The 21,203-nt window shown below is 63.0% G+C and carries 20 protein-coding genes and 1 tRNA gene; 10 read left to right on the forward strand and 11 right to left on the reverse strand.

Going from position 1 to position 21,203, the window contains the following annotated elements; genetic code table 11:
• Positions 1 to 25: 25 nt before the first annotated feature.
• A complete protein-coding gene (locus QYH69_RS00500; RefSeq protein WP_308829981.1) occupies positions 26 to 934 on the reverse strand; it encodes a LysR family transcriptional regulator in 909 nt (302 codons plus the stop codon).
• Between the two features lie 169 nt (positions 935 to 1,103).
• Here QYH69_RS00500 and QYH69_RS00505 point away from each other — a divergent pair, with 169 nt between their 5' ends.
• The gene (locus QYH69_RS00505; protein WP_308829982.1) at positions 1,104 to 2,195 is read left to right on the forward strand and encodes a tartrate dehydrogenase; all 1,092 of its coding nucleotides are present in this window, start codon (positions 1,104 to 1,106) and stop codon (positions 2,193 to 2,195) included.
• A 120-nt stretch (positions 2,196 to 2,315) separates the two neighbouring features.
• Here the strand turns inward: QYH69_RS00505 and QYH69_RS00510 are convergent, their stop codons facing one another.
• Positions 2,316 to 3,764: a hypothetical protein gene (locus QYH69_RS00510; protein ID WP_308829983.1), complete on the reverse strand. Its 1,449-nt coding sequence runs from the start codon at positions 3,762 to 3,764 to the stop codon at positions 2,316 to 2,318.
• Positions 3,765 to 4,080: 316 nt separating this feature from the next.
• Between QYH69_RS00510 and serC the strand changes: the two genes are divergently transcribed.
• From serC to QYH69_RS00525, 3 genes are all read left to right on the forward strand, one after another.
• Complete coding sequence (serC, locus tag QYH69_RS00515; RefSeq protein ID WP_308829984.1) at positions 4,081 to 5,178, forward strand: 3-phosphoserine/phosphohydroxythreonine transaminase; 1,098 nt, start codon at positions 4,081 to 4,083, stop codon at positions 5,176 to 5,178.
• A 417-nt stretch (positions 5,179 to 5,595) separates the two neighbouring features.
• Positions 5,596 to 6,408 (forward strand): methyltransferase domain-containing protein, encoded by an 813-nt coding sequence (locus tag QYH69_RS00520; protein ID WP_308829985.1) that lies wholly within the window; start codon positions 5,596 to 5,598, stop codon positions 6,406 to 6,408.
• Positions 6,409 to 6,427: 19 nt separating this feature from the next.
• Positions 6,428 to 6,958, forward strand: coding sequence for an ArsI/CadI family heavy metal resistance metalloenzyme (locus QYH69_RS00525; RefSeq protein WP_308829986.1), 531 nt, complete (start codon positions 6,428 to 6,430; stop codon positions 6,956 to 6,958).
• A 13-nt stretch (positions 6,959 to 6,971) separates the two neighbouring features.
• Here QYH69_RS00525 and prpF read toward each other — a convergent pair whose 3' ends face one another.
• Positions 6,972 to 8,141, reverse strand: coding sequence for a 2-methylaconitate cis-trans isomerase PrpF (gene prpF, locus QYH69_RS00530; protein WP_308829987.1), 1,170 nt, complete (start codon positions 8,139 to 8,141; stop codon positions 6,972 to 6,974).
• Positions 8,142 to 8,360: 219 nt separating this feature from the next.
• Here prpF and QYH69_RS00535 point away from each other — a divergent pair, with 219 nt between their 5' ends.
• Both QYH69_RS00535 and QYH69_RS00540 read left to right on the forward strand, forming a co-directional pair.
• Positions 8,361 to 8,747, forward strand: a complete 387-nt coding sequence (locus QYH69_RS00535; RefSeq protein ID WP_075155825.1) for a DUF4440 domain-containing protein — start codon at positions 8,361 to 8,363, stop codon at positions 8,745 to 8,747.
• A 309-nt stretch (positions 8,748 to 9,056) separates the two neighbouring features.
• Positions 9,057 to 9,749: a CBS domain-containing protein gene (locus QYH69_RS00540; protein ID WP_308829988.1), complete on the forward strand. Its 693-nt coding sequence runs from the start codon at positions 9,057 to 9,059 to the stop codon at positions 9,747 to 9,749.
• A gap of 127 nt (positions 9,750 to 9,876) precedes the next feature.
• Here the strand turns inward: QYH69_RS00540 and QYH69_RS00545 are convergent, their stop codons facing one another.
• The 4 genes from QYH69_RS00545 to QYH69_RS00560 all read right to left on the reverse strand — a co-directional run bounded on the left by QYH69_RS00545 (position 9,877) and on the right by QYH69_RS00560 (position 13,260).
• On the reverse strand, positions 9,877 to 10,722 hold the full coding sequence (locus QYH69_RS00545) for a universal stress protein (RefSeq protein ID WP_308829989.1): 846 nt from the start codon (positions 10,720 to 10,722) through the stop codon (positions 9,877 to 9,879).
• Positions 10,719 to 11,228 (reverse strand): universal stress protein, encoded by a 510-nt coding sequence (locus QYH69_RS00550; protein WP_308829990.1) that lies wholly within the window; start codon positions 11,226 to 11,228, stop codon positions 10,719 to 10,721. Before QYH69_RS00550 ends, QYH69_RS00545 begins: the two co-directional genes overlap by 4 nt.
• A 59-nt stretch (positions 11,229 to 11,287) precedes the next feature.
• Complete coding sequence (locus tag QYH69_RS00555; RefSeq protein WP_308829991.1) at positions 11,288 to 12,130, reverse strand: universal stress protein; 843 nt, start codon at positions 12,128 to 12,130, stop codon at positions 11,288 to 11,290.
• Positions 12,131 to 12,972: 842 nt separating this feature from the next.
• Positions 12,973 to 13,260 (reverse strand): hypothetical protein, encoded by a 288-nt coding sequence (locus QYH69_RS00560; RefSeq protein ID WP_308829992.1) that lies wholly within the window; start codon positions 13,258 to 13,260, stop codon positions 12,973 to 12,975.
• Between the two features lie 166 nt (positions 13,261 to 13,426).
• Here QYH69_RS00560 and QYH69_RS00565 point away from each other — a divergent pair, with 166 nt between their 5' ends.
• Positions 13,427 to 13,693 (forward strand): hypothetical protein, encoded by a 267-nt coding sequence (locus QYH69_RS00565; RefSeq protein WP_308829993.1) that lies wholly within the window; start codon positions 13,427 to 13,429, stop codon positions 13,691 to 13,693.
• 220 nt (positions 13,694 to 13,913) lie between these two features.
• Entirely contained in the window at positions 13,914 to 14,327 is a 414-nt protein-coding gene (locus tag QYH69_RS00570; protein WP_308829994.1) for an ester cyclase, read from the forward strand.
• A gap of 56 nt (positions 14,328 to 14,383) precedes the next feature.
• Here the strand turns inward: QYH69_RS00570 and QYH69_RS00575 are convergent.
• The 4 genes from QYH69_RS00575 to QYH69_RS00590 all read right to left on the reverse strand — a co-directional run bounded on the left by QYH69_RS00575 (position 14,384) and on the right by QYH69_RS00590 (position 18,885).
• Positions 14,384 to 14,460: transfer RNA gene (locus tag QYH69_RS00575), tRNA-Met, on the reverse strand.
• A 149-nt stretch (positions 14,461 to 14,609) separates the two neighbouring features.
• Positions 14,610 to 16,268 carry an MFS transporter gene (locus tag QYH69_RS00580; protein WP_308829995.1) on the reverse strand — a complete coding sequence of 553 codons (1,659 nt, stop codon included), beginning with the start codon at positions 16,266 to 16,268 and terminating at the stop codon, positions 14,610 to 14,612.
• Positions 16,269 to 16,497: 229 nt separating this feature from the next.
• Positions 16,498 to 18,054, reverse strand: a complete 1,557-nt coding sequence (locus QYH69_RS00585) for a sensor histidine kinase N-terminal domain-containing protein (RefSeq protein WP_308829996.1) — start codon at positions 18,052 to 18,054, stop codon at positions 16,498 to 16,500.
• A gap of 15 nt (positions 18,055 to 18,069) precedes the next feature.
• Positions 18,070 to 18,885, reverse strand: coding sequence for a response regulator transcription factor (locus QYH69_RS00590; RefSeq protein WP_308829997.1), 816 nt, complete (start codon positions 18,883 to 18,885; stop codon positions 18,070 to 18,072).
• A 279-nt stretch (positions 18,886 to 19,164) separates the two neighbouring features.
• Between QYH69_RS00590 and recA the strand changes: the two genes are divergently transcribed.
• Entirely contained in the window at positions 19,165 to 20,247 is a 1,083-nt protein-coding gene (recA, locus tag QYH69_RS00595) for a recombinase RecA (RefSeq protein ID WP_308829998.1), read from the forward strand.
• Between the two features lie 7 nt (positions 20,248 to 20,254).
• Positions 20,255 to 21,091: a recombination regulator RecX gene (recX, locus tag QYH69_RS00600; RefSeq protein WP_374992323.1), complete on the forward strand. Its 837-nt coding sequence runs from the start codon at positions 20,255 to 20,257 to the stop codon at positions 21,089 to 21,091.
• Positions 21,092 to 21,203: the final 112 nt, after the last annotated feature.

A 21,203-nucleotide genomic window follows, 5' to 3' on the forward strand; every position in this document is an offset into this window, starting at 1 on the left:
CGACGCCCGGAGCACACGCGGCCGGCTATTCGCCTAGTTCCGCCGTCAAGAACTCGATGAATACGCGCACGCGCGCCGACATCTGATGCAGCGGCGAGTACACGGCGAAGATATCGGCATCGGGCGTTCGATACTCGGGCAGCACGGGAACGAGCGCGCCGCTTTTCAGATAATCGACGATGTCCCACTCCGCGCGCATCAGGATGCCGTGGCCTTCGAGCGCCCACTTCACCGCGATCTCGCCGTCGTTGGTCGTGAGGTTGCCGCGCACGCGCACGGTCGCTGTTTTCTGCGTCGCGCCGCGGCCGCTCGTCAGACGCCAGATGCCATAGCCATCGTCGCCCTGGCGAATGCCGATGCAGTTGTGATGCGCGAGATCGGCGGGCGCTTTCGGCATGTCGTGACGCTTGAAATACGCGGGCGACGCGCATAAGAGGCGGCGGTTCGGTGCAATGCGCCGGGCGACGACGCGCGCATCGGGCGGCTCGCCGAAGCGGATGCAGACGTCGTAGGTATCGCTGCTGATCGGCGGCGGGTCGACCGATAACTGCAATTGCACGTCGACGTCGGGATAACGCTGCACGAAGCGGGAAATCACAGGGGCCACATGGCTGCGGCCGAAGCCGAGCGTCGCATTGACGCGCAACAGCCCCTTCGGCGCCGCTCGCGCCCCGCCCAGCAGCTGCGCGAGCTCATCCATCTCGCCAAGAATGCGCCGTGCGTGCGATAGATAAATCTCGCCCTCGGCCGTGAGACTCATGCGGCGCGTCGTGCGATTGACGAGCGCGACGCCCGCGCGCGCTTCCATCTGCGCCAGATGCTTGCTGACGGCCGCCGTAGTCACGCCGAGTTCGCGCGCCGTCGCGGTCAGGCTGCCGCGCCCCGCGAGCGCGGAAAAAAATGCGAGGTCTTCGGGTTGCACCGACGCGCCCATTTCACCGCCTATTCTTAACTTGCAGTTAAAGGTGGTTTAAGTCTAGCAGCGCGTACAGGCCGCGTCGATTTCTTACCATCGCCTGATTCCCTCGACTGATTCGCTGATTTCGCAACCCGCACTTCGCGGGCGCGCGATTCACCAACCATTTTTCAGGAGACACCCCGGCATGAAGACCTATCGCATCGCAACGATTCCCGGCGACGGCATCGGCAAGGAAGTGGTGCCCGCGGGCCAGCAGGTTCTCGAAGCGCTGGCTGCCCGCAGCGACACGTTCCGCTTCGAATTCGAAGACTTCGACTGGGGCGGCGACTATTACCGCAAGCATGGCGTGATGATGCCGGCCGACGGCCTCGACGCGCTGCGCAACAAGGACGCGATCCTGTTCGGCTCGGCCGGCGACCCGCACATTCCCGATCACATCACGCTGTGGGGCCTGCGCCTGAAGATCTGCCAGGGCTTCGACCAGTACGCGAACGTGCGGCCGACGCGCATCCTGCCCGGCATCGACGCGCCGCTCAAGCGCTGCAAGCCCGCCGATCTCGACTGGGTGATCGTGCGCGAGAACTCGGAAGGCGAGTACGCGGGGATTGGCGGCCGCGCGCATCAGGGCCATCCGATCGAAGTCGCCACGGACGTATCGATCATGACGCGCGCCGGCGTCGAACGCGTGCTGCGCTTTGCGTTCCGGCTCGCGCAATCGCGTCCGCGCAAGCTGCTGACGGTCATCACGAAGAGCAACGCGCAGCGTCACGCGATGGTGATGTGGGACGAGATCGCCGGGCAGGTTGCGCGCGAGTTCCCCGACGTGAAGTGGGACAAGGAGCTCGTCGATGCGGCGACCGCGCGCATGGTGAACCGTCCTGCGTCGCTCGACACGATCGTCGCGACGAATCTGCACGCGGACATTCTGAGCGATCTCGCTGCCGCGCTCGCGGGCAGCCTCGGCATTGCGCCGACCGCGAACCTCGACCCGGAGCGCCGCTTCCCCTCCATGTTCGAGCCGATTCACGGTTCGGCATTCGACATCATGGGCAAAGGCCTCGCGAATCCGGTCGGCACGTTCTGGTCGGTCGTGATGATGCTCGACCATCTTGGCGAAGCCGACGCGGCGAAGCTCGTGATGAACGCGATCGAGCACGTGACCGCGAACCCGTCGTTGCATACGGGCGACCTCGGCGGCGAAGCAACGACTGTGCAAGTCACAGACGCGGTCTGCAAACACATCGCCGCCCACGCGCGCGCAGCCGTCACGGCCTGAACGGCGCGCGAGCGGTGCTAGGGTGGTGCGAGAGCGCCGCGCCGCCCAGGCGGGTGAAATCACGCGACGGCGGAATCGGGACCGTACCCACACACTCGTCGCCAGTGCCAAGGCGGCCGGCTACGCACCAGTACGCGCCGCCTGCATCTGCTCGAACGCCTCGACGATGCGCTCGACGAACACGTTCTTGTGCGCGAGCATGCCGCCGGACACTTCGCGATGCACGAGCATCGTCGCGTTCGCTTCGAAAACGAGCACGCGCCCGTCGTCGAGCAGCGTGTAGTCGATGCCCGCGTACTCGAGATCGAGCTTTGCGCCGATCGCCTCGAGCGCGCGCATCGCGCGCTCACCGAGCGCCGCGTGCGGGTTTTCCAGAAAGCGGCGTTCCTCTTCGAGCTTCCACGTCTGCGACGTCATACCGGCCGAGAAGTAGTGGACCATCCACTCCGGGCCGATCGCCAGATGGTACGGATACGGCTTGCGATCGACCAGGATGCTCCGGTATTTGCGGAAGTGGCCGTCCGCGCTGCGGTAATTGCGAAACATCGTCAGGTAGCACGGCGCATTGAGCGCCTGAACTTCGGGCCACAACGTATCGATCGACCGATGCAGCGAGACGCCTTCGCCGCCATGCTTTGCGAGCGGCCGCAGCAGCAGCGGAAAACCCACGGGGCCTTGATCGATCCGGAGAGCGAGCTCGTCGCGCGACACGGGCGGACGATCGATACGCATGCACGGCGCGGTCAGCACGTCGTCGAGATCGGCCAGCAACTCGGGAAGCACATCGCGCCGCGTCTGCATGACCGCCGCGGGGTGATTCAGCAGCGGGCGTCCGCAGCGGCGCGCGAACGTTTCGAGGCGACTCAGCAGCGGCTGCGCCACATCCGGTTCGCCGATCGCGTTGAATACGAGGTCGTAGCGCGGCAGTTGAAAGTCTTCGACTTCGTTCGCGCAGTCGATTGCGTATTTGATGCGGTGACTCGTTTGCACCGGCAGCAACGTATCGAACGGCACATTGCCCGAGGTGCGGCCCGCACACAGAATCAGCACGCGGCGCGGCGCGCGATCTGCTGCTTCGACGTACACGCGCTGCAGTGTGTAAGCGCGTGTGCGATGGTGCTGCGCATCCTCGGGACGATCGAGCGCGTCCAGCACCGCCGCGAGGTTCTGATGCGCGATCGCGAGGTCCGGTTCTACCGCGAGCGTGTGTTCGAACCAGTGCAGCGCGGCCGTATGGTCGCCTCGCATGTAGTACGAGGTCGCGAGATTGTAGAGCGGCAGTGCCGAGCGCATGTCGGCGATTGCATCGGCGCTCGCGCCGGACGCGGTGGCTGCCGCGATGATCGCGTTCGACGTCTCCACCGCGATTCGATGCGCGAGGTAGCCCGTCTCGTTGCCGGCCTCGCGCAACGAGTCGGCGAGGGCGGCGTGCAAGCCGGTATTCAGCGGATCGTCGGCGAGCGCGGCGAAGAGTATCGCGATCGTTTTCTCGACATCTGAATGCCTGCGTGCCGATGCTTCAGCGTTGCGCTCATCGACCCCAGCGGCGGGTTGCGCGGAATGCGCCATAGCGATCCTTCGGAATACGGTTGAAACACGGATTACGGCGAGTCTGTTTGTTTGCTTATCCAAGTACGTCGACAAGCCAGTTGTAATAAATCACGCGGCAAGCTTTTGCAGCGTGCATCACCTTATGGCGTGCGCATGTCGCGGGCTCGACCGAACAAGCGGGAAATCGGCCCTTTGTTCCCGCATTTGCAGCGCCGCCGCCGTTGGTATCGTGGCTACCGTCCATCGTCGCGAGTTGCGTCGGCATCGTGTCGACAGCAGCCTGACGGCCAACCGCTCATCGGTTCGCACGTGCCGCGCATCCGCAGGATCGAATATGAAATTTAACGCTCTGAATTTCTCCGGCGGGCCCGGCGCGCTGCCTGAAACCGTGCTGGCGCAAACGCGCGATGCGATCGTCGCGCTTCCGGATACCGGCATGTCGGTACTCGGCATGAGCCACCGGTCCGAATGGTTTCGCTCGGTGCTCGAAGAAGCCGAAATGAACATACGGCACCTGCTCGGCCTCTCGAGCGACTATGCGATTACGTTTTTGCAGGGCGGCAGCAGCCTGCTGTTCGCGACGATCCCGATGAATTTCACCGCCCGCGCGGCCGCGGCGCCCGAATATGTGACCTCCGGCTACTGGAGCGCGAAAGCGACGGCCGAAGCCGCGAAGGTGACGAAGCGCAACATCGTGTGGGACGGCAAGATTACCGGTTACAGGCAATTGCCGGATTTGCGCACGCTCGACGTCGCGCCGTCGGCGGCCTATCTGCATTACGTGTCGAACGAAACAGTCGAGGGCCTGCAGTTCGATCCTTGCGACGTCGGCGATATCGCGGCGCCGCTGATCGCCGACATGTCTTCCGATTTCCTGTCGAAGCCGTTTCGCAGCGACGCGTATTCGATGATTTACGCGCACGCGCAGAAAAACCTCGGGCCGGCCGGCGTCACCGTTGCGGTAATCAGGCGCAGCTTGCTTGACCGCATTCCCGACGGGCTGCCCGCGATTCTCGATTTCCGTACTCACGTTCTGCACAGTTCGAACTACAACACGCCGCCTGTATTCGCGATTTACGTGCTGATGCTCGTGACGCGGTGGCTGCGTTTCGACATCGGCGGCCTGCATGCCATGCAGCGCATCAACGAAGAGAAGTCGAAGCGCCTGTACGCGACCCTCGACGCGCTCGGCGACGCGGTCACGATTCATGCCGACCCGCGTTGGCGCTCGCAGATGAACGTATCGTTCACGTTCGGTGACAAACGGCTCGATCAGGCTTTTATTGCCGCAGCGCGGGATCACAGTATCGTCGGCCTCGAAGGGCATCGTTCTGTAGGCGGGTTACGCGCATCGCTCTATAACGCGGTCACCGAAGAGGCTGTCGAATCGTTGTGCCTCGCACTAAACGAGTTCGCCGTGCAGCACGTTTGACGTTCTTCCATGCACGCGGTGCAAGCTTGGCGTCGTGGAATGCTGGCGTTCCCGTCTCCTGCCGCGCCGGCGTTCCCGTCTCCTGCCTCGCCGGCTGATCGGCCGGCAGTCGAAACATTCTCACGAGCAGGTGAAGCACGCGATTGCAGTGCATGTTCGCCGAGGCTGATTCGTCTTCGCGTCCGATAGACGAACCGATCTTTCCGAATGTTAATAGTCCGGAAGTCCCACGCTTCGATGTGGGGTGGACGCCTATCGCGTGTGCTCTTACGATCACATATCATGGGTCGACGACGTATGCGCGCACGAATGCCGCATCCGATGCAGCCTTTGGCTACGCTTTTTGCTTCGCAAGTAACCGCGCTTCGTCGCGCCGCATGTATCCACACATGTAACCACTAAACAGGACACGCCCGCATGGAACAGGACGCCTTCACCGCATTCGAACGCGACGGCTGGGAGCGACTCGCCGAGGCGTATAAGCCGCGTTTCGGCGCGGTGACGAAGCAATCGAACGGCGCGTTGCTCGATGCACTCGATGTCCGCGCGGGAACGCGTTTTCTCGATATCGCCACGGGGCCCGGCTACGTCGCGGCAGCGGCGGCACGTCGCGGCGCGCATGCGGTCGGCGTCGATTTCGCGCAGGCCATGGTCGATGAAGCGAGGCGCGACTATCCCGATGTCGAATTTCAGCGCGGCAGCGCCGATGCGCTGCCGTTCGACGATGCGAGCTTCGACGCGGTCGGCATCAGCTTCGGTCTGTTGCACTTCGCGGATCCGGACAAGGCGCTTGCCGAAGCGTTTCGCGTATTGAAAAGCGGTGGACGGGTCGCGTTTACGGTCTGGTCGACGCCCGATCGCGCGGTTGGCTTCGGTTTCGTTTTGAAGGCTGTCGAGACATACGGACGTCTGGATGTGCCGCTGCCGCCGGGGCCGCCGTTCGCGCGCTTTAGCGACTGGAGCGAATGCGAACGCACGTTGCGGGCAACCGGGTTTATCGAACCTCGCGTGGTCGAAGTGAGTCAGACATTGCACACGCGCGCGCCCGACACGGCATTTCACATGATGCTGCACGGCGGCGTGCGAATGGGTGCGCTGCTCAAGTTGCAGACCCCCGAAGCGCGCGAGTCGATCGAAAAGTCGGTGTTGGAAGACTGCGCGCCGTATCGAAACGGCGATGACATTCGCGTGCCTTTGCCTTGCGTGCTGGCATCCGCGAAGAAGCCTTGAACTGGTGTGGAGTAGCAATATGAAGCGTATGCACATTCACGTTTCAGTCGAAAATTTGACGGAAAGTATCCGTTTTTACAGTGCGATGTTCGGCGGCATCGAACCCACGGTGCGCAAGCCGGATTACTGCAAGTGGGAATTGTCGGACCCGGCGGTGAACTTTGCGATCTCGCAACGTCTTGCGCGCTCGGGCATCGATCACTTCGGTATCCAGGTCGAAACCGAAGAAGAACTGATCGAAATGCGCAACCGCTTCGCGCTGGCGGAGATCGCTGCCGAAGAAGAGACGACGGCGCAATGTTGCTATGCGGTATCCGACAAATCGTGGACCGTCGATCCGCAAGGCGTCGCGTGGGAAACGTTTCGCACGCTGGAAGCAGCACCGGCATTCGGAAAGTCGCGGCACGATAGCGACCCGACCGATGCGGCTGCTGCGAATCCCGACATCGGCGCCGATGCGAACACCGATGCGGACCCGTCGTCGCCGAACGCACCGTGCTGCGGACCGCAGCAAAGCGCGGTGACGATTGCGTTCAGGCGTCGCCGTTAAAGCGCCTTTGCGTCTATCGAAACGCGGCTTCCGGTACGAGCACGAAGCCTTCCATCAGCCGCCGCGCGCTGCGGCTCATCACGACTTTCGTCACGGTCCAGTTGCCGTCGCGCTGCGCGGCCTCGGCACCGACGGCGAGGCTACCCGACGCGTGCCCGAAGCGCACGCGGCCGCCTGCGTCCGGTGTAAGACGGTTGACAACGGTGCCAGGAATTGCGGCCGCCACCGCAATCGCGATGGCGCCGGTGCCCGTCATCGCGTGATGCAATTTGCCCATCGAGAAAATGCGCGCGTTCAGATCGAGCGTCGCGGCATCGACATGTTTGCCGCTCGACGCGACGTAGCTCGCGGGCGGCGACACGAAGGCGAGCTTCGGCGTGTGCGGCCGCTGTGTCGTGGCCTCTTCGGTCGTGCGGGCGAGGCCCATGCGTACCGCCGCGTGGGCACGGATCGCTTCCGCTTTGTCGAGCAGCGCTGCATTGCCGTTCACATCGCGTTGCAATTCCGTGCCCGTAAGGCCTAGTGCCGATGCGTCGATAAAGATCGCGGGGTTGCCCGCGTTGATCATCGTCAACTCGAGCGCGCCGATGCCGGGCACGTCGAGCGTATCGAGCGCGTTGCCGGTGGGGAACATGCCGGTGTCGGGCGCATCGGGGTCCGCGTCGCCGGCTGGATCGAGGAATTCGATTTTGATTTCGGCGGCCGGGAAGGTCACGCCGTCGAGTTCGAAATCGCCTTCCTCGACCACTTCGCCATCGCGCATCGGCACATGCGCGATGATCTTCGCATTGATATTCGCCTGCCAGATGCGCACGATCGCCATGCCGTCGCGCGGTGCGTCGACGAGGCCGTGCGCAATTGCGAACGGACCGACTGCCGAAGTGAGATTGCCGCAGTTGCCGGACCAGTCGACGATCGGCTTGTCGATCGCGACTTGCCCGAAGCGATAGTCGACATCGCAATCCGCGCGCGACGACGGGCCGACGATCACCACCTTGCTCGTGCTCGATGTCGCGCCGCCCATGCCGTCGATATGCTGGCCGTAAGGGTCTGGGCTGCCGATCACGCGCAGCAGGATGCGATCGCGTCGAGCGGGGTCCGCCGGCAGCCAGTCGGGGCGAAAGAAAACGCCTTTGCTCGTGCCGCCGCGCATGTAGACGGCCTCGATTTTCGATTGTGGCAAGCTTGCCTCCTGATAGCACTCGGGTTACCGATGATAGGCGAAATGCAGTCGATTTTGCGGCGGGACGGTCTCTTCAAGGGGGGACCGAGCGTGATAGCGAGCCGGCACGAGCGAGCGCTCGAAGCGCAATGCCGCGGGACCACTGCTCCCAACGATGCCGGGCAGTAGCACTCACAGACGAGCCACTCTATGATGTGAGCTCCTTCGGAGGAAAAAGCCATGATCGCGACCAGCCCCGAACATGCGGTGGAACTGTTGGACCGGGCATTCAACGAGCAGGACATCGATACGGTCATCGGCTTCTATGAAGACGACGCGGTAGTCGTCACGGAACCGGGAAGAACGGTTCGCGAGCGCGCGGAGCTCCGGCGTTTTTTCGAGCGCGCAATGAAATCCGGCATATCGGCGAAGCAACTCAAAACGCATGTCATTGAAGCCGATGGTATCGCGCTGTTTCTGTCGCGATGGATGCTCGAATACAAGGACCCGAATGGCGAGGCTTCGTCGAGGGAACTGGTGGCGACAACTGTTTTTCGCAAGCAGCCAGGCGGCGAATGGAAGGTGCTGATCGACAATTCGCTCGGCCCCCAGGTCCTCGACGCCTGAATACGATCGCCCTCGGCGCTTATCCGGTGCAACCCCATTGGATCGGTGCATTGCCTGCGCGACGCGACGTCCGCCGCTGCCGCGGCATTTGTTCGCAGTGCCCGAACACGCGCCGCCCTGCCGCGCGCGCCGTTGACCCATATCAAGTTGCCGCGCGCATATGAGCGGAAGATAAGACGTAAGGCTTGCTTGCAACAAGGCCTAACCGGATGCCTCGGCACGCGGCGCATGATGCGCGCGTGCATACGCCCGAACCGCGCGACAGGTGCGACCTCCGAGGACCTGTCGCAATCCATCGGAGAAACCCTCATGCGCGCACTCGACATCATGACGACGCCCGTCGTGACCACCACGCCGGACACCGCGATTCACGAAGCGGCGAGACTTCTTGCGGATCACCGCATCAGCGGCATGCCGGTTGTCGATGCGGCCGGCAATATCGTCGGCATCATCAGCGAAGGCGATCTGCTGCACCGTGTCGAGACCGGCACGGATGCCGAGCGCCGGTCGTGGTGGCTCGATTTCCTCGCGGGCACGCGCGAACTGGCCGCGCGTTACGTGAAGGAGCATGGGCACAAGGTACACGACGCCATGAGCGAAAACGTGATCACGATCGAAGAAAGCACGCCGCTCAGGGACATCGCGGACCTGCTCGAGCGGCACCGCATCAAGCGCGTGCCGGTACTGCAGGATGGCAGACTGGTCGGCATCGTCAGCCGCTCGAATCTGATTCGTGCGCTCGCAGCGTTCACGGAGGCCGAAGCGGACGACGGCACATACGACGACGCCGCGCTGCGCGATGCGGTCGTCGATGCGCTCGCCGGTTACCGCTGGGCGTTGCCGAAGGGCAGCGTGTTCGTGAAGGACGGCGTCGTGCATCTGTGGGGCGTGATCGAGTCGGAGCAGGAGGGACGGGCGATCTGCATCGCAGCCGAAAGCGTGCCCGGCGTCCGGCAAGTCGAAAGCCATCTGGCGTTTCCGGTCATCATTCCGGCGTTGTAGAGCCGGCCGATAGGAGTACGGCATGCAAATCGTCTATCCCGTGTTTGCCGGCTCACGTGTGCTCGAAGGCGAGGCGGTGCGGCGCGCCTTCGATGCAGCCAACACGAATTAGATTATCTTCAATGCTTCAATGTGCCATCAACACCGGCACGGTCATCGATTCGAGCATCGTGCGCGTCGCGCCGCCGAGCACGCGCTCCTGCGCGCGCGCATGACCGAATGCGCCCATCACGAGCAGGTCCGCATGCAGATCGGCGACGCGGTTCAATAGCGTCGCGCCCGTGCTGACGCCGGCGACGGCCGGCGTCGTCGAGAACGACGCGCGGATGCCGTGGCGCTCGAGAAACGCCGAGACGTCGAGCGTCGCGGGCGGTTCGCCGTGCGCAGCATCGCCGCCGCCGTGCCGCACGACCGACTCGATCGTCACAACACGCGCGCGTTTGATGAGCGCGAGCGAATCGGACAGCGTGCGCGCGGCTTCGCGGCTGCCGTCCCAGGCGATCACGACGTTGTCGCCGATCATTGCCGCGGCCTTGCCCGCATACGGCAACACGAGCGCGGGGCGCCCGCTCTCAATCAGCAAGTCTTCGATAAAGTGCCGCGCGACATAGGACGCCGGGTCTTCCGGATCGCGCTGGCCGAGTATCAGCAGGTCCGCATGGCGCGCATGCAGCGTCGCGGTTTCGATGGCGGGCCCCGCCGGCGCGCGCCATTCGACGTTGCATGCTGCGCGTTGCGCAGCGTCGAGAAATGCCGATTGCGCACTGAGCACCCGTTGCACGTGCTGCTGTTCGAGCGTGGACGGATTCACGCTGTCGTCGAGTCTGAAGAACGGCTGGAACAGGTCCTGGCTGACGATGTAAAGCCCGATCAGATGCGCGTCGAAGCGCTGCGCGAGATCGAGCGCGACGGCGATGCGCGCGGCGCTGTGACGGCTGTCGTCGAGATGGACCAGCAGGGTTTTGTAGCTCATGAGCGCTCCTTGTCCGCGGGGGGTGATGCGGTCGCGGTACCGTCGCCGGCGGCGGGCTGTGCGCTCGACGGAATCAGCAGCACCGCGCAGGGCGCGCCGCGCGCGACCCGTTCCGCGACACTGCCGAGCACGAGGCGCCGGAAACCGCGCCATCCGTGCGTGCCCATCACGATCAGATCGGCATGGCATTCGGCCGCTGACAACCGCAGACGCTGCGCGATGTCTTCGCTGAGCGAGTTCGTATCGACGACGCGCGGGCTGCCGTTGATGCGCAGCTTCGCCATCCGGTCCCGCGCGTCGGCGATCACGCGTTCGCCGTCGGCGCGCATCGCGTCACGTATGGGGACGGGGTTGAAGCCGGGCGTGCCGATCGCGATGCCGGGCATGTCCACGACGTAGACCGGATGCAGCAGCGCGTGATTTTCGCTTGCGAGGCGCAATGCGGCTTCGAGCGCCTGATTCGAGGTGTCGCTGCCGTCGAGCGCGACGAGGATGTTCTTGTACATGAGCGGTGCTCCCTGAGGCTGACGCTGTATGCGTAACGTGCGTTATGCGGGTGGTTCGTCTAGCACGACATCAGTACGGGCATGGTCATCGATTGCAGGATGGTCCGTGTCGTGCCGCCCATGACGAGCTCGCGCCACCGCGAGTGCCCGTATGCGCCCATCACGATCATGTCGCAGCCCTGGTCGTGTGCAGTGGACAGCAGCACGTCGCCGACCGGCGTGTGCCTGCTTGCGTCGACGTCGAGCACGTCGACGGACGCGCCGTGGCGCGCGAGTGTCAGCGCGATATCGGCGCCGGCGAATCGTTCGCCGGGCGGCTCACCGGCGGTGCCGCGCACCGTGACGACCGTGCATTTCTTTGCGTGCGAGAGAAAGGGAATTGCGTCGTAGGCGGCACGCGCGGCTTCGCGGCTGCCGTCCCACGCGATAAGAATTCGTTCGCCGATTTCCCGTGTCGCGCCGCCCGCGTACGGAAACAGCAGCACGGGCCGGCCGGCTGCCACTACAACGGCTTCGAGGAAGTTCTGGTCGATAAAGGATTCGGGATCCTGCGGATCGGTTTGGCCCATGACGACGAGGTCCGCATAACGCGCGTGCTGCGGCACGCTTGAATTCGCGGGGCCGTTTGCGCAGATGAAACGCGCGTCGACATTGGCGCGCAGCGCTTCGGCGTGAAACAGACGCTCGATCGCGCCGCGTTGCTGGTCGCGCCGCCGCTGATGGGACGCGTAGTAGTCGGCGGTGCCGGCCATCACGTAGAACGCGCGGGAATCGGGCTCGAACGTCGCATAGAGGCCCGTCAGATGCGCCTGGAAACGCCGCGCGAGATCGAGCGCGGTATCGAGCCGCTGCGGGGTACGTTGGCTGTTGTCCAGGTGGACGAGAAGAGTTTTGTAGCTCATCGCGGTCGCTCCGTGGCGAGCGGCGGGCGAAATCGGCGCCAGCCTCTGGACGAGTGTATGAGGGCGGGGCGGGTGGGGGGTTGATGCAGATCAACGGAGAAGGAGCGCTTTAGCGCTCAAATCGATAACGACGCGCGCCACGAGGGCGCGCGCTGTTCGCTTATCTGATCGTGGCCGTCGCCGTCTATGTGATGCTTCTCAAGCTTTGGCGGCGTTCTTGGATGAAGCCTCGTCGCGGGTAGTAGTTCGCCGTTGAGGGACTACCTTCGTCAGTTCGGTTAATGGACTGACCTAGTCGGTCGCGTTGATGAGAAACGCTAGGAGTAAGTCCTATATCGTTTGGTCTATTTATCACGAACGCTTTGTGATTTGGAAGCACTCGCCAAGAGCTTGCCGCGCGGGTCTTTGAAGCATCAGAGTGCGAGGGCGCGCGTCGTCGAGATTCAGAAGGAGCTGCGCGTTCTCAAGGGGAAGATGGGCGGAGAAGAAGAATCAGAATCTGGGCGACTTCCTGATTCAAATGTTCAAAGAGCGTGTGACAAAAGCCGAGTGGGATGGGGTGGTCGCCGAGGCACGGCGCAGATATGAATCGCAGGAGCATTGCACGTCATAGGTCTTTTTGAATTGCGCAAAGAAGGAAGGGCGGATGAGGGCCTTTTCCTTTTCTTACGCTCTACGGCGGGACTCTGTACTTTTAGGCTGTTCGCCATTTTTCTGCGTCGATTTTTGCAAGTCGAATGTTGAGGCGCATCAAGGGATGGTCGAACTCATCATTCGGATGCAAGGCGCGGCAGCATTCAAGGTTTCCCTGATTTCTCCGGAAAAGAGCAAATCGGCCGGCCCTATTTCAATTCATCCAGAAGCATCTTCGCCTGCTCGAGCAATGCGTGAACTGCCGCAAACTCGTTTCGGCCCACCAGTGCAAGCGCTGCTTGCGCCGTTTGCACGAATAGCGCGTCATTGAACGCTTCGCCAGCCTGTTCTACCCGAGCGCCAGATTCGTCGAAGGTGCGAAAAAACGCGAGCAGTCGAACTGCATCTGCGCGCATGTTGTCAGGACCGGCCTTGGCCAGAATCTCCGCCGCAGCCGACAGTTGTCGAAGCGCCGCAAGGAAGTCGATGCGTTTCATGACAGAGTCCTTAATAGACAGGTGAAAGCGGTTTCGCAGGGATTACGTTACGCGCAGTTACAGAACCGAACGTTAAGTCGCACCTGCAATGTGCTCCCGCTCCTAGAATGCGCCTCATCTCCTCTGTGCTTCAACCGCTCAAAGTCAACTAGACACAGAGGTCCTGATGAAACTCGCCGCGGAGGACAAAATGCCTGAGTGGATGTCAGTCACCGCAAGCAAGACCGTCGACGGCGAAACCGTCAGTGCGGAGTTTTTATGTGACACCGGGCGTTTGCGTGTCGTGAGTGGCGACACGCTCCGGTTGGAGTGGTTTCCTCCACATTCATGGATCGCCATCGCGTCCGTTTCGGGGCACAGCAGATGGGGCACACGGCCTGATGAAGACGACCTGCTTCTGCTTATCGACAATGTCGCGAGCGCACCTGAGTAAGCCCACGCCGAACCTGCAATGAATCTGCGCTGGTAAACGCTCGATCCGGTATGCAGATGTTCGCCAGTCGCCCGTTCTTCACTGCAAGGAAAGAGCGCGCACGCTATGCTATTCGAGGCAGACTGAAGCAACGGGCCGTCGACAGCCGCATCGTCGACCGGCACTCCGCGTCGTTGTATGGCTTAGGGGTAGCGATATGACTTCATCGAGCGAACAGGCAGTGCGCGATACGATCGAGCGGTTCTATCTGGCGTTTTCCACGAAGGACATCTCGCTGCTGCGCCAGGTGGTCACGAGCGATTGGGAATACATTCCCGAGCCGGCTCACGCCGTCCCAGGTCCGGAGAAGATGAGCAAGATTTTCGAGAATATCGTTACCGCGCTCCCGGACATGAAGGTGCATATCCTCGACCTTCTCATTCATGACGACCGTGTCGGTGTCCGCGCCGAGGTGACGGGTACGCAGACAGGAAAGCTGCTAGGCATCGAGGCGACCTCGAAACAGATTCATTTCGCGATCCATTCTTTTCACCGGATGCGCGACGGGCGTGTCGCGCAGACGTGGCACCTCGAGGACTGGCTGGCAGTGTTCCGGCAGCTGGGGGAGTTGCCGAAGCGCTTTGATCTCGCGTGAACACGCAAAAGAAAAAGCCGCTGTCCTTTCGGAACAGCGGCTTTTTCTTTTGAAGCTGGTGGCGAATCAGGGATTCGAACCCCGGACCTGCGGATTATGATTCCGTCGCTCTAACCGACTGAGCTAATTCGCCGTAAGAGGGAAGATTATAGGGAGGTCGGCGGGGGCCGTCAACCCCCACCGTCACTCCACTTCATGCGGACCCTCGATCTACGTCACGAGACTGCCGAACGCGTCCCGGCACCGGCTCCAGCATCAGGCCCGGCACCAGCGTGCACCCCGTCAGTCCTGCGCGTAAATATTCGAGTCCTTGGTCTCCCGCACAAAAATCAGCCCGATCACGAACGTCGCCAGCGCGATGATGATCGGATACCACAGCCCCGAATAGATGTTGCCCTTGGCCGCCACGATCGCGAACGCGGTCGCCGGCAGGAAGCCGCCGAACCAGCCGTTGCCGATGTGATACGGCAGCGACATCGACGTGTAGCGAATCCGCGTCGGGAACATCTCCACCAGCATCGCCGCGATCGGTCCGTACACCATCGTCACGTAGATCACAAGGATGGTCAGGATCACCACGGTCATCACCCAGTTGATCTGCGCCGGATCGGCCTTCGGCGGATAACCGTCCGCCTTCAGCGTCGAACTCAACTGGCTGTCGAAGGTCTTGCCCAGTTCCTTCGCGTCCGCGGCTTTGCCGTCATAGGCGTTGATCACCGTGTCTCCGACCTTGATCTGCGCGACCGTCCCCGGCGGCGCCGCGACGTTCTCGTAGTTCAGGCCCGACTTCGAAAGCGCGCTCTTCGCGATGTCGCACGACGTCGTGAACTTCGACGTGCCCACCGGGTTGAACTGGAACGAGCACTCGTTCGGATCCGCAATCACGACGATCGGGCTCTTCTGCGTTGCCGCCTCGAGTGCCGGGTTCGCATAGTGCGTCAGCGCCTTGAAGAGCGGGAAGTAGGTGAGCGCCGCGATCAGGCAGCCCGCGAGGATGATCGGCTTGCGGCCGATGCGGTCCGACAGCGAGCCGAAGAACACGAAGAACGGCGTGCCGATCAACAGTGCTAGCGCAATCAGGATATTGGCGCTCGTGCCGTCCACCTTCAGCGTCTGCGTCAGGAAGAACAGTGCGTAGAACTGACCCGTGTACCAGACCACCGCCTGGCCGGCCGTCAAGCCGATCAGCGCGAGAATCACGACCTTCAGATTCTTCCACTGGCCGAACGCTTCGGAGAGCGGCGCCTTAGACGTCTTGCCTTCAGCCTTGATCCGCATGAACGCTGGCGACTCGCTCAGTTGCAAGCGGATCCACACCGACACCCCGAGCAGAATCAGCGAGGCGATGAACGGAATGCGCCAGCCCCACGCGCCGAACGACTCTTCGCCCATCCACGTACGCACGCCGAGAATCACGAGCAGCGACAGGAAGAGGCCGAGCGTTGCCGTCGTCTGGATCCACGACGTGTAGAAGCCGCGCCGATTGGCCGGAGCATGCTCCGCGACGTAAGTCGCCGCGCCGCCGTACTCGCCGCCGAGCGCAAGACCCTGCAACAGCCGCATCGCGATGAAGATCACCGGCGCCGCGATGCCGATCGACGCATAGCCCGGCAGAAAGCCGACCACGCAAGTCGACAGACCCATGATCACGATCGTGATCAGGAACGTGTACTTGCGGCCGACGAGGTCGCCGAGCCGCCCGAACACGAGCGCGCCGAACGGACGCACCGCGAAGCCCGCGGCAAAGCCGAGCAGCGTGAAGATGAAGCCCGCAGTCGGATTGACGCCCGAAAAGAAGCTCTTGCTGATGAAGGCAGCCAGCGATCCGGCCAGATAAAAGTCGTACCACTCGAATACCGTGCCCAGCGACGATGCGAAGATCACCCGCTTCTCATCGGCTGTCATCGGCGCGTGCGAGACCTGCCCGCTTACGGTAGCCATATGTCGTCCCTCCACTCTTGATTTAGGTGCGCGGTCCCCCGGTTGGGCGATCCGTGCCCCCGATTATTGGAGTGGAAACTTACGGCCTACTGACTCGGATTTGTCTGATTGTGTTCGGCCGCGCATTGCGGAAATCCGCCGATATTCCTCTAATCTGTTTCTATCGGCCCCGTAAGTGCGTCTAACGTGCCATTTCAAGCCCTAGGCGCCTTTCGGAGTTTTCTGACAGTTAGGGTAAGTCCCGGGCGCGTGCGCGCGCCATCAAACTGACACGCACGAGCGTGCCGGCGAGCCGCGGCGATGCCTGATAGACGTTGTCGTCGATCGTCAGCTTGCCGCCATGCATCGTCGCGATTTCGCGGACGATCGCGAGTCCGAGGCCGCTGCCGTCGCCTTCGCGTCCGAGAATGCGGTAGAAGCGCTCGACGACGCGCTCGCGTTCCGCCGCCGGTATGCCGAGCCCCGTGTCTTCCACTTCGAGGTGAACCCAATGCGGGGCGTCGTGCGGCGGCTCTTCGCGCACGCGCACGGTCACGCGCCCGCCCGGCGGCGTGTAACGGATTGCGTTGTCGATCAGATTCGACAGCATCTCGCGCAGCATCACCGGGTTGCCTTCGACTTCAATGGGCACGTCCGGGCCCTCGTAGCCGAGGTCCATCTGTTTCGCGAGCGCCGCCTGCACCCAGTCGCGCACCGCATGGCGCGCGACATCGGTGACTTCGACGAGCGTGAACACCTGGCCCGACATCCGGTTTTCCGCGCGCGCCAGGGCAAGCAACTGCGTGACGAGCCGCGCCGCATGCTCCGAACTCGTCGCGATCTGCTGCAGCGAGCGTTGCACTTCGGCCGGCACGTCCTGGCGCAGCGCGAGCTCCGCCTGCGTGCGCAAGCCGGCGAGCGGCGTCTTCATCTGATGCGCGGCGTCGGCGATAAAGCGTTTTTGCAGCTCCATGTTCTGCTCGAGGCGCGTCAGCAAATCGTTGAAGGACGTGACAAGCGGTTCGATTTCGGGCGGCGCGCGCCGCGCCTCGAGCGGCGACAGATCGTCGGGACGTCGCGCGCGGATATGCGATTGCAACGCGTGCAGCGGCGCAAGTCCGCGCGACAGGCCGAACCAGACCAGCACGATCGCGAGCGGCAGAATTACGAACTGCGGCAGGATCACGCCCTTGATGATGTCGTTGGCCAGCGCGCTGCGTTTGTCGAGCGTCTCGGCGACCTGCACGAGCACGGGCTGTGCGCCTTCCGTCTGCGGGAACCCGACGGTCGTATAGGCGACGCGGATGTCGTTGCCGTGCAGCACGTCGTCGCGAAATTCGACGATGCCCGGCTGCGGCCGGTCGTCCTCGCGCGGCAGCGGCATGTCGCGCTCGCCGCCCACGAGTTCGCCGCGTGTGCCGAGCACCTGGTAAAACACGCGATCGATATTGTCCGCGCGCAGGAAGTCGCTCGTCGCATCGGGCAGCTTCAGTTCGGCCACGCCGTTGACCGGCTGGATCTGCCGCGCGAGCACGTACGCATCGGTTTCGAGCGCGCGATCGAACGGCGCATTGGCAATCGACTTCGCGACCAGATAAGTCACAGCGATGCTCATCGGCCACAAGAGCAGCAGCGGCGCGAGCATCCAGTCCAGAATTTCGCCGAACAGCGAGCGGGGACGCGTCTCGGCGGCCGCTTCGGTTTCGTCGGGCGGCGCGAACGGGTTCTCGTAGCGCGCGTCGCGGTCCTCGTCGAAGTTCGCCGCGTGCGCCGGAGCAGCCGTGGCGCGATCTGCGCGGGCGGACATGGCGCTGGTTTCGGCTTACTTGAAGTGATGACTCGCCGGCATCGCGGCCGATGCGGCGGGGTCGGACGTTGGAGCGGCTGCGGTTTGCTGCTGCGCCGGTGCTTGTGCTTGTTGTTGGGCGTGCGCCGGTCGCTGTTGCGCGGGCGCCGGCTGGGCCGGTGCCGGCGCGGCTTTCTCGAGGCAATAGCCAAGGCCGCGCACCGTGATGATGCGCACGCCGCTCGGCTCGATTTTCTTGCGCAGCCGGTGCACGTAGACCTCGATCGCGTTGTTGCTGACCTCCTCGCCCCATTCGCAAAGATGATCGACGAGCTGTTCCTTCGACACGAGCCGGCCGATCCGCTGCAAAAGCACTTCGAGCAGCCCGAGCTCGCGCGCGGACAGATCGATGACCTGCTCGTTCACATAGGCGATGCGCCCAACCTGATCGAACGACAGCGACCCGTGCCGCACGACCGTCGGACCGCCGCCCGCGCCGCGCCGCGTGAGCGCGCGCACGCGTGCTTCGAGTTCGTTGAGCGCGAAGGGCTTGGCCATGTAGTCGTCGGCGCCGAGATCGAGGCCCTTCACGCGTTCGTCGACGCTATCGGCGGCGGTCAGAATCAGCACCGGCAGGTTCGAATTGCGCGCGCGCAGGCGGCGCAGCACCTCGAGCCCGGACATGCGCGGCAGGCCGAGATCGAGAATCAGCAGGTCGAACGTCTGCATCGACAGCGCGGTATCCGCCTCGACGCCGTTCTTCACATGATCAACGGCGTATGCCGATTGGCGGAGTGATCGAATCAGACCATCCGCGAGTATGCTGTCGTCTTCGGCAATAAGAATTCGCATGATGCGCTGGCAGGCATGCCGGTACCGGTGAGTCCGGCACACAGCGTCTCTTGAAACCTGATTGTGGTGGGATTGGTATCCGATTGGCCATGCGTGTTTACACAGGCGTACACGCGCGCATATTTCGTTGGAATTGCGCTAACCGGCGGTTAATTTGGCTTGCCAAAACCACTGTTTTTTTATACAGTATCTGCGTCTGACGTGCCGCCCGGATTGTATCTATAGGGAGGGGCGCGCACAGCCTGCACAGGCGCCGTTCATCATAGCAAAGGACGATTCATGGAAGAAAGCAAGAAAGGCTCGGCTGGACTGACGGCTGAAAAGAGCAAGGCGCTTGCTGCCGCGCTCGCGCAGATCGAAAAGCAGTTCGGCAAAGGGTCGGTCATGCGGCTCGGCGCAGGTGAGGCAGTCGAAGACATTCAGGTGGTTTCCACCGGGTCGCTCGGCCTCGATATCGCATTGGGCGTCGGCGGTCTGCCGCGCGGCCGGGTAGTCGAAATCTACGGGCCGGAATCGTCGGGTAAGACCACGCTGACGCTGCAAGTCGTCGCTGAAATGCAAAAGCTCGGCGGCACCGCGGCGTTTATCGATGCGGAACACGCGCTCGACATCCAATACGCCGCCAAGCTCGGCGTCAATGTGTCGGACCTGCTCGTGTCGCAGCCCGATACGGGCGAACAGGCGCTCGAAATCGCGGACGCACTCGTACGCTCGGGTTCGATCGACATGATCGTCATCGACTCCGTCGCGGCACTCGTGCCGAAGGCCGAAATCGAAGGCGAAATGGGCGATTCGCTGCCGGGCCTGCAAGCGCGACTGATGTCGCAGGCGCTGCGCAAGCTCACGGGCACGATCAAGCGCACGAACTGCCTCGTTATCTTCATCAACCAGATCCGCATGAAGATCGGCGTGATGTTCGGCAATCCGGAAACCACCACCGGTGGTAACGCGCTGAAGTTCTACGCGTCGGTGCGTCTCGACATTCGCCGCATCGGTTCGATCAAGAAGAACGACGAAGTGATCGGCAACGAAACGCGCGTGAAGGTGGTGAAGAACAAGGTGTCGCCGCCGTTCCGCGAAGCGATCTTCGACATCCTGTACGGCGAGGGTATTTCGCGTCAGGGTGAAATCATCGATCTGGGCGTGCAGGCGAAAATCGTCGACAAGGCGGGCGCCTGGTACAGCTACAACGGTGAGCGTATCGGTCAGGGTAAAGACAACGCGCGCGAATTCCTGCGCGAGAACCCGGACATCGCGCGCGAAATCGAAAACCGCATTCGCGAGTCGCTCGGCGTCAACGCGATGCCGGCCGATGCAGTGATCGGCGCAGACGCCGACGCGGAAGTCGCAGACGAGGAGTAAGCACCGCGTGATGCGCAAGGGCCGACCGGGGTCTGAGTCTGGCAATGCCGGCATTGAACATGCCGGTTCCAGACATGATGATGGCGGCCCATTCGACAGGGGGGATTCCCCTGTCGACGCATCCGCTCCGGCGTCCGCTCTCCCGACCGCGCCGGCACTCGATCCGCCATTGGATCCGGCATTCGATCCGCCATTCGATCCCTTCGAGTCGTTTGACGCACATGACCGCGCAGCCGGCCGTGGGCCTGCTATCCCGTCCGGTCCGCGCTTCGGTTCTCGTCGCGCAGGCGGTGCTTCCGGCCCCGCCGCCTCGACCGAAGGCGAAACCACCTACACACGTTCACGGCGGCAACCTGACGACGGCGCAACTGCTTCAACGTCCGCCGCGTCGCAACGCCAGCGCCCGACGCGCTCGTTGAAAGGCCGCGCGCTTGGCTACCTGTCGCGACGCGAGCACAGCCGCGCGGAACTGTCCCGCAAACTACAACCGTTCGTCGACGAAGGCGATTCGCTCGACACACTGCTCGACTCACTCGAGCAGGAAGGCTGGCTCTCCGACTCGCGCTTCACCGAAAGTCTCGTGCATCGGCGTGCAGCGCGGCTCGGCGCGAATCGCATCGTCGGCGAGTTGAAGCGGCAAGGCGTCGGCTCGACGCTGATCGAAGAAACCGCCGCCCAGTTGCGCGAAACCGAACTCGCGCGCGCCCGCGCCGTCTGGCAAAGGAAATATGGGCAGCTTGCCGAAACGCCCGCGGAGCGCGCAAAGCAGGCGCGCTTTCTCGTCTCGCGTGGATTTTCGCAAACGGTCGTCTCTAAAGTTCTCAAGGGTTCCGACGAAGACTGAAGCGCCGTCAGGCAATCGGGCGTTGCAATCCTCCAATCCAGCATGGCGATGCCGAACGCCGCCCGGACAAGCGTGTCCGATCCGCACGGGACAAGCCGGAGCGCCAAAACTC

It is taken from the genome of Paraburkholderia sp. SARCC-3016 (genome assembly GCF_031119615.1).
Classification (GTDB): domain Bacteria; phylum Pseudomonadota; class Gammaproteobacteria; order Burkholderiales; family Burkholderiaceae; genus Paraburkholderia.

Coding starts and splice junctions, on each gene's coding strand:
- QYH69_RS00500 (WP_308829981.1), bottom strand. CDS start 934: ATGGGCGCGTCGGTGCAACCCGAAGACCTCGCATTTTTTTCCGCGCTC.
- QYH69_RS00585 (WP_308829996.1), bottom strand. CDS start 18,054: ATGTCCGCCCGCGCAGATCGCGCCACGGCTGCTCCGGCGCACGCGGCG.
- serC (WP_308829984.1), top strand. CDS start 4,081: ATGAAATTTAACGCTCTGAATTTCTCCGGCGGGCCCGGCGCGCTGCCT.
- QYH69_RS00525 (WP_308829986.1), top strand. CDS start 6,428: ATGAAGCGTATGCACATTCACGTTTCAGTCGAAAATTTGACGGAAAGT.
- QYH69_RS00505 (WP_308829982.1), top strand. CDS start 1,104: ATGAAGACCTATCGCATCGCAACGATTCCCGGCGACGGCATCGGCAAG.
- recA (WP_308829998.1), top strand. CDS start 19,165: ATGGAAGAAAGCAAGAAAGGCTCGGCTGGACTGACGGCTGAAAAGAGC.
- QYH69_RS00545 (WP_308829989.1), bottom strand. CDS start 10,722: ATGAGCTACAAAACCCTGCTGGTCCATCTCGACGACAGCCGTCACAGC.
- QYH69_RS00520 (WP_308829985.1), top strand. CDS start 5,596: ATGGAACAGGACGCCTTCACCGCATTCGAACGCGACGGCTGGGAGCGA.
- QYH69_RS00535 (WP_075155825.1), top strand. CDS start 8,361: ATGATCGCGACCAGCCCCGAACATGCGGTGGAACTGTTGGACCGGGCA.
- QYH69_RS00510 (WP_308829983.1), bottom strand. CDS start 3,764: ATGGCGCATTCCGCGCAACCCGCCGCTGGGGTCGATGAGCGCAACGCT.
- QYH69_RS00590 (WP_308829997.1), bottom strand. CDS start 18,885: ATGCGAATTCTTATTGCCGAAGACGACAGCATACTCGCGGATGGTCTG.
- QYH69_RS00560 (WP_308829992.1), bottom strand. CDS start 13,260: ATGAAACGCATCGACTTCCTTGCGGCGCTTCGACAACTGTCGGCTGCG.
- QYH69_RS00565 (WP_308829993.1), top strand. CDS start 13,427: ATGAAACTCGCCGCGGAGGACAAAATGCCTGAGTGGATGTCAGTCACC.
- QYH69_RS00555 (WP_308829991.1), bottom strand. CDS start 12,130: ATGAGCTACAAAACTCTTCTCGTCCACCTGGACAACAGCCAACGTACC.
- QYH69_RS00550 (WP_308829990.1), bottom strand. CDS start 11,228: ATGTACAAGAACATCCTCGTCGCGCTCGACGGCAGCGACACCTCGAAT.
- QYH69_RS00540 (WP_308829988.1), top strand. CDS start 9,057: ATGCGCGCACTCGACATCATGACGACGCCCGTCGTGACCACCACGCCG.
- QYH69_RS00580 (WP_308829995.1), bottom strand. CDS start 16,268: ATGGCTACCGTAAGCGGGCAGGTCTCGCACGCGCCGATGACAGCCGAT.